General features: G+C 37.2%; 1 pseudogene. It reads left to right on the top strand.

The window, feature by feature from the left end:
* Positions 1 to 435, top strand: a pseudogene (locus JR005_RS03685) (hypothetical protein); the annotation flags it as partial.

The raw sequence follows: 435 nt of genomic DNA, 5'->3' as shown, positions 1-435 counted from the left end.
AAACATGCCAATCTCACTCGTTATATGACGTTGATTCAAGGCATGGCCAAACTTTGGATTCATCTATTTACAGGTATGCGGGATAATGAAGTTAATCAACTGTCTTATGACTGCTATCAAACGGTTCAGAGCAATGAGCATCTTGTGCATGTGTTAATGGGCTATACCTCCAAGTTACATGGTGGTGGTAATAAGTCCACCTATTGGATCACGTTTGAGGACGTTAAATTTGGCGTGAATGCAGCACAAAGTATTGGTGAAATCTACGCCTTATTTAATCCGCATTACGATTTTTCTAATCCTCGTGAATATCCTTTATTTCCAACACGATATTCACAAAAACATCGGCATAAGAATAATCGAAATATTAAAAATGAAACGGATTTTATTTCCAATTTTTCAGGTGCTCCGACTCGAACACAGTCTAATTTTAAC

Origin of the sequence: Acinetobacter sp. Colony158 (assembly GCF_019264745.1) — a bacterium.
GTDB lineage: Bacteria > Pseudomonadota > Gammaproteobacteria > Pseudomonadales > Moraxellaceae > Acinetobacter > Acinetobacter ursingii.
The sequence above is the reverse complement of the archived record's forward strand: the minus strand, read 5'-3'. Positions and strand labels throughout refer to the sequence as shown.